A 6,418-nucleotide genomic window follows, 5' to 3' on the forward strand; every position below is an offset into this window, starting at 1 on the left:
AGGACAGACGCTGAGTCGCTGTCCGCCTGTCGAAGGATATGCCGATCAGGGTACGCCAACCGTACCGATCGGCCATCAGCCCCGACCGCATCCAACCGATGCGACAAGAGTGCAGGCCCTAACCGGGCCGCAGACGCCAGGGTTTGGCATCAGGTGCCGCAACTGTTGCGGTAGCGACATTCAGGTCGCACTCGATCCGGCTTGCGTATTGCTGCCGGACGCACTCGAGACCTCCAGGGGAGAACAACCAAGTGGAATTGCTTTCCGGCGCTGACATGATCGCCCGCGCGCTGCATGACGAGGGCGTGGAGTATATATACGGCTATCCCGGTGGAGCGGCGCTGCACATCTATGACGCCCTGTTCCGTCAGGACAAGGTCCAGCACATTCTGGTCCGCCACGAACAGGCTGCTACCCACGCAGCCGATGGCTACGCACGCGCTTCCGGCAAGCCCGGAGTCGTGCTGGTCACCTCAGGCCCCGGCGCGACCAATGCCGTGACCGGTATCGCCACGGCCTACATGGACTCGATTCCCATGGTCGTGCTGTGTGGCCAGGTCGCCAGTCACCTGATCGGTGAAGACGCCTTCCAGGAAACCGACATCGTCGGTGTGACTCGCCCGATCGTGAAGCACAGCTTCTCGATCAAGCACCCGAGCGAGATTCCGGAAGTCATCAAGAAGGCCTTCTATCTGGCCTCCAGCGGACGCCCGGGGCCGGTCGTCATCGACATCCCGAAGGACATGACCGCCCCGACCGAGCGTTACGAGTACAGCTACCCCAAGAAGGTACGCATGCGCTCCTACAGCCCGGTCACCCGTGGCCACAGCGGCCAGATCAAGAAGGCCGTCGAGCTGATGCTCAAGGCCCGCCGCCCGCTGTTCTTCACCGGCGGTGGCGTGGTCTCCGGTCGTGCCAGCGAAGCGCTGACCGACCTGGTGCGCCGTCTGAACTTCCCGATCACCACCTCGTTGATGGGCATTGGTGCCTATCCGCAGGGCGATCGCCAGTGTCTGGGTTGGCCCGGCATGCACGGCTCCTATGAGTCGAACAATGCCATGCACCACACCGATCTGATCATCTGCATCGGTGCGCGCTTCGATGACCGCGTGACCAACAACACCTCGAAGTTCTGCCCGACGGCCAAGATCATCCACGTCGACATCGACCCGAGCTCGGTCTCCAAGACCGTGCGCGCCGATGTGCCGATCGTCGGTCCGGCCGATGCCGTGATCAACGAGATGATCAGCCTCGTGCAGGGGCGTGAGCTGGCCAACCCCGATGCACTGGAGGCCTGGTGGACCCAGATCGATGGCTGGCGTGCCGAGCGTGAAGGCAAGCTGTATGAGCCGTCTGCCCCGGGCGAGCCGCTCAAGCCGCAGCAGGTGGTGGAAGCCGTGCACCGCGCGACGCGTGGCGAAGCCTTCGTCGCCACCGATGTCGGTCAGCACCAGATGTTCGCCGCCCAGTACTACAAGTTCCAGCGCCCCAACCGCTGGATCACCTCCGGTGGTCTGGGCACCATGGGCTTCGGCTTCCCGGCGGCCATGGGGATCAAGATGTCCTACCCGGATGACGATGTGGTGCTGTTCACCGGGGAAGGCAGCTTCCAGATGATGATGCAGGAGTTCTCGACCTGTAAGCAGTACGGGATCGGGGTCAAGATCATCAACCTCAACAACCAGTCGCTGGGCATGGTGCGTCAGTGGCAGGACCTGAACTACAAGTCCCGTCACTCGCATTCCTATATGGAGTCGCTGCCTGACTTCGTGCAGCTGGCGGGCGCCTATGGCTTCCGTGCCATCAAGGTGCATACGGTGGAGGAGCTCGAGCCTGCGCTGGAAGAAGCCTTCCGCAACAAGGACGAGCTGGTGTTCCTCGACATCTATGTCGACCCGCGTGAACACGTCTATCCGATGCAGGTGCCTCTCGGCTCCATGCGTGACATGCTGCTTACGAAGACGGAGCGGACCTGATGCGCCATATCATCTCCATTCTGATGGAAAACGAACCGGGCGCGCTGTCACGGGTCGTCGGCCTGTTTTCACAGCGCAATTTCAACATCGAGACCCTCAACGTGGCCCCGACCGAGGACGCGACCCTGTCACGTCTGACCGTCACCACGGTCGGCGAAGATCGCGTCATCGAGCAGATCACCAAGCACCTCAACAAGCTGGTGGATGTGGTCAAGCTGGTGGATCTCACCGAGGGCAGCCACATCGAGCGCGAGCTGATGCTGGTCAAGGTCAAGGCGTTGGGCGCCCAGCGTGACGAGATCAAGCGCACGGCGGACATCTTCCGTGCCCAGATCGTCGACATCACGCCGAGCCTCTACACCATCCAGATCACCGGTGACGGTGGCAAGCTGGATGCCTTCCTGGCGGCGATGCAGCCGGTAGGGGTGCTGGAAGTGGCTCGTACCGGTGTATCCGGCATCGCCCGCGGTGAGAAGGTGTTGAGCCTGTAAGACGGTGATTGTGGAAACGCGATACAAGAACGGCGCCCCTCGGGGCGCCGTTTTCGTTGTGGCGTGGGGCGGGCCATGTAGCGCAATGTTCCGTGGCGCAGGGTCACTGCGTCATCACTCCTCTGGCCGTAGCGGGGTACCGGGCAGCTGTTCCCAGAGTGCGCGTACCAGTGGATGTCGAAGACGTTTCTCCTGTACGCACAGCCCGACCTTGTAGGGGGTCAGCGGCGGATCGACATCGAGGATGCGCACCTGATCGGCCAGCGGGGAGTTGTCGAGCACGATCTGCGGCACCACGCCGATCCCGAAGCCCAATCCGACCATGCTGACGATGGCCTCGTTGCCGGCGACCTGGGCATACAGGCGCGGCTTGATGCCGCGTGCGTGGCACCAGGCATTGAAGCGCTCGCGCGCCAGGCCGGTCTCCGAGAGGATCATCGGGACACGGGTCCAGTCGATATGGTCGTCCCCCGCTGACGAATCGTCCGTCTCGCCGATGCCTTCCAGCTGATGGCCGGGGCCATCACGACGCGGGGCAATGAAGCGCAGCGGCGACTCGGCGAAGTCGGTGAAGGCCAGGCGCGAGGGCAGCACGTCCGGGCGTGCGGCGATCGCCAGGTCCTCGTGGCCCATCAGCACGCGCTCCAATGCCACGGCGGGGTCACCGGTATGCAGTTTGAGCTCCACATGCGGATGGCGGGCCCGGAAGGAGGCGAGAATCTCATACAGGAAGCTGTAGCTGGCGGTCACCGAGCAGTACAGGGATAGCTCGCCACGCAGTTCATCGCTGTCTTCCAGCAATGACTGACGAATGTCATCCCACTGACTCAGGAGTTCGCGAGCATGACGACGGAAGCGCTCTCCCGCCGGTGTCAGTGCGACGCTGCGGTTGTCGCGCTCGAACAGGCTGACGCCCAGTTCCTCTTCCATGGCGCGAATGGCACGTGACAGGGCAGAGGCGCTCAGGTGCAGGGCAGTGCTGGCGCGTCCGAAATGCAGCGTTTCGGCGAGGGTCAGGAATTGCTTGAGTTGACGATTGTCCATGCCGGAGTCCGCTGTCGATGAGTGCTGAAGGGGGAAATGCCTTGTGTTGCGCTATATGGCATATGATGGTGCAAATATAGCATTTTACGCAATGCCGAGGTGCAGGTAAGGTGGACTCATCGCCGCGCAGGAGGAGGACGGCAGACCTTGATCCAAGGCGCACGACCTCCCAGGGACGCAGAGCGGTCAGGATAGATGGCCGTCGGCGCTGGACACTGACATACGCCCTTCCCTCGCGGGAAGGGTCGCAAGAACAACAGACACTCTTTCAAGATCTCACGCCATCCCGCTGACGGGGTGAGCCGCCAGGAGCAATGACGATGAAACTCTATTACGACAAGGATTGTGACCTCTCCCTCATCCAGGGCAAGAAAGTGGTCATCCTCGGTTACGGTTCCCAGGGCCATGCCCACGCGAACAACCTGAAGGAATCCGGCGTCGACGTCACCGTAGCCCTGCGTCGCTCTTCCTCCAGCTGGGCCAAGGCCGAAGCGGCCGGCCTGAAGGTTGCTGAAGTCGAGGAAGCGGTCAAGGCGGCCGACCTGGTCATGATCCTGGCGCCGGACGAGAACCAGAAGGCGATCTACGAGAACCAGGTGGAACCGAACCTGAAGCAGGGCGCGACCCTGGCCTTCGCTCACGGCTTCAACGTCCACTACAACCAGGTCGTGCCGCGTGCTGACCTCGACGTCATCATGATCGCGCCGAAGGCACCGGGTCACACCGTGCGTTCCGAGTTCGTGAAGGGCGGCGGTATCCCGGACCTGATCGCCATCCACCAGGATGCGACTGGCCAGGCCAAGGACATCGCACTGTCCTACGCGGCAGGCGTCGGCGGCGGTCGTACCGGCATCATCGAGACCACCTTCAAGGACGAGACCGAAACCGATCTGTTCGGTGAGCAGGCTGTCCTGTGTGGTGGCGCGGTCGAGCTGGTCAAGATGGGCTTCGAGACCCTGACCGAAGCCGGCTACGCACCGGAAATGGCCTACTTCGAGTGTCTGCACGAGCTCAAGCTGATCGTCGACCTGATGTACGAAGGTGGCATCGCCAACATGAACTACTCCATCTCCAACAATGCGGAGTATGGCGAGTACGTGACCGGCACCGAAGTCATCAACGAGCAGTCCCGTGTCGCCATGCGCAATGCACTCAAGCGCATCCAGAGCGGTGAATACGCCAAGATGTTCATCCAGGAAGGCAACACCAACTACCCGTCCATGACGGCCCGTCGTCGTCAGAACGCCGAGCACCCGATCGAACAGACTGGTGAGAAGCTGCGCGGCATGATGCCGTGGATCACTGCCAACCAGCTGGTCGACAAGTCACGCAACTGATCCTGCCTATTGGATCCGGCGTGAAATGAGCGGGGCGCTCTCCATCAGGAGGGCGCCCCGCTTGCGTTGTTGCTCTATAAGCGCTATCGAATGGGGGAGGGAAGTGACAGTCGACGGTGAGGCCGCTAGGGTGTCACTACTATTCGCGCTCACTGGCAGGTGTAGAATGTGGTTACCCTGCCACGACGAGGCATGATGCAAGGAATCCCATGACTGACGAAAATCGACATCCCGGCGCAGAAGATGCCCCCGAAGAACCGACCCGCCGTAGCAGTTCCGTGCTGGACAAGGTGGTGGAAGAATTCACCGACGACAGCGAAGTCGTGGAAGAGGCCATCGAGGATGGCAAGCCCGTTCGTCGGCGTGGCATCTACCTGCTGCCCAACCTGTTCACCACGTCGGCATTGTTCTCTGGCTTCTTCGCTGTGGTATGTGCGCTGAACGGCGAGTTTGCCAATGCCTCCATCGCCATCTTCGTCTCGATGGTGCTGGATGGTCTCGATGGACGTGTGGCTCGCCTGACCAATACGCAAAGCGCCTTTGGTGCGGAGTACGACAGCCTGGCGGACATGTTGTCCTTCGGCGTGGCACCGGCACTGGTCACCTTCAGCTGGATTCTGCAGGATGTCGGCAAGATCGGCTGGATCGCCGCCTTCGTCTATGTCGCGGGCGCTGCGCTGCGCCTGGCGCGCTTCAATGTCCAGATAGGCTCCACCGACAAGAAGTGGTTCATCGGCCTGCCCAGTCCGGCAGCGGCGGCACTCGTGGCTGGTTGTGTGTGGACCATGCACAACTTCGACGCCGAGACCTTCGCCTTCAAGTCGCTGATGGTCTTCGTGGTCGCGGCTGCCGGTATCCTGATGGTGTCGAACATCCGCTACTACAGCTTCAAGGAGATCGACCTCAAGGGGCCGGTGCCCTTCGTCGCGCTGCTCGCCATCGTGCTGGCCTTCGTGGTCATCTCGCTGGAGCCGTCCGTGATGCTGCTGGGCCTGTTCGGTTGCTATGTCGCCAGTGGTCCGATCATGGCACTGGGCCGCAAGCTGCGCGGCAACAAGTAAGCGCCAGCTGCCATTGGTGTGATGATCGATATTCGGCCCCGCCATTTCTGGCGGGGCCGAATACGTTTCTGGCCGGGGAAGAGATGTGTCAGCAAGCAACGGCGAGACGAGGCCCAAGGAGCAAGAAGAGGTGATGAGGGAAGAGATGTCGCCCGCATGTCCTCGAAATGACAATCGATGGAAAAAGCCCTTGCCCTCAGCCAGGATCGTGCGTAAAGTACGCATCCGCTGCCGGGGACGCATGGCGTTACCAGCGGTGAAAGAGGTTTGCAGGTGATTGTTTTGTTTGATGTTTTTGAAGTTCGCTTCCAAATCATCGATTGACAATCCCGGGCGATTCGCTAGAATACGCCGCACTCCTTACGGAACAGGTGATCGAGCAACGCTCCTCACCGCTGGATGATGCTTAGAGGCAGTCGATTGACTCATCATCAAGTGCTTGACTTCTCAAGCGTTCCGGATAGAATATGCCTCCTCGCTTAACAGCGACGCTCTTTAAAAATTTGATC

5 protein-coding genes are annotated in these 6,418 nt (G+C 61.2%); 4 read left to right on the forward strand and 1 reads right to left on the reverse strand.

The genetic code is table 11. The features are described from left to right. The first annotated feature begins 251 nt into the window (after positions 1-251). On the forward strand, positions 252-1,976 hold the full coding sequence (locus tag HXS65_RS15980; RefSeq protein WP_084207771.1) for an acetolactate synthase 3 large subunit: 1,725 nt from the start codon (positions 252-254) through the stop codon (positions 1,974-1,976). Further along, the gene (ilvN, locus tag HXS65_RS15985) at positions 1,976-2,467 is read left to right on the forward strand and encodes an acetolactate synthase small subunit (RefSeq protein WP_043337227.1); all 492 of its coding nucleotides are present in this window, start codon (positions 1,976-1,978) and stop codon (positions 2,465-2,467) included. The genes HXS65_RS15980 and ilvN overlap by 1 nt, the downstream gene beginning before the upstream one ends. A gap of 114 nt (positions 2,468-2,581) precedes the next feature. On the opposite strand, the gene ilvY is transcribed toward ilvN, so the two are convergent. Continuing rightward, on the reverse strand, positions 2,582-3,511 hold the full coding sequence (gene ilvY / locus HXS65_RS15990; protein WP_176494358.1) for an HTH-type transcriptional activator IlvY: 930 nt from the start codon (positions 3,509-3,511) through the stop codon (positions 2,582-2,584). 320 nt (positions 3,512-3,831) lie between these two features. Here ilvY and ilvC point away from each other — a divergent pair, with 320 nt between their 5' ends. Continuing rightward, a complete protein-coding gene (ilvC, locus tag HXS65_RS15995) occupies positions 3,832-4,848 on the forward strand; it encodes a ketol-acid reductoisomerase (RefSeq protein ID WP_043337232.1) in 1,017 nt (338 codons plus the stop codon). Positions 4,849-5,057: 209 nt separating this feature from the next. Then, positions 5,058-5,909: a CDP-diacylglycerol--serine O-phosphatidyltransferase gene (pssA, locus tag HXS65_RS16000; protein WP_077373497.1), complete on the forward strand. Its 852-nt coding sequence runs from the start codon at positions 5,058-5,060 to the stop codon at positions 5,907-5,909. Positions 5,910-6,418: the final 509 nt, after the last annotated feature.

Source organism: Cobetia sp. 5-25-4-2 (assembly GCF_013374075.1).
GTDB lineage: Bacteria > Pseudomonadota > Gammaproteobacteria > Pseudomonadales > Halomonadaceae > Cobetia > Cobetia marina.

What these genes read in the sequence shown, in the direction of transcription:
- ilvN (WP_043337227.1), top strand. Translation starts at nt 1,976, where the DNA reads ATGCGCCATATCATCTCCATTCTGATGGAAAACGAACCGGGCGCGCTG.
- ilvY (WP_176494358.1), bottom strand. Translation starts at nt 3,511, where the DNA reads ATGGACAATCGTCAACTCAAGCAATTCCTGACCCTCGCCGAAACGCTG.
- ilvC (WP_043337232.1), top strand. Translation starts at nt 3,832, where the DNA reads ATGAAACTCTATTACGACAAGGATTGTGACCTCTCCCTCATCCAGGGC.
- pssA (WP_077373497.1), top strand. Translation starts at nt 5,058, where the DNA reads ATGACTGACGAAAATCGACATCCCGGCGCAGAAGATGCCCCCGAAGAA.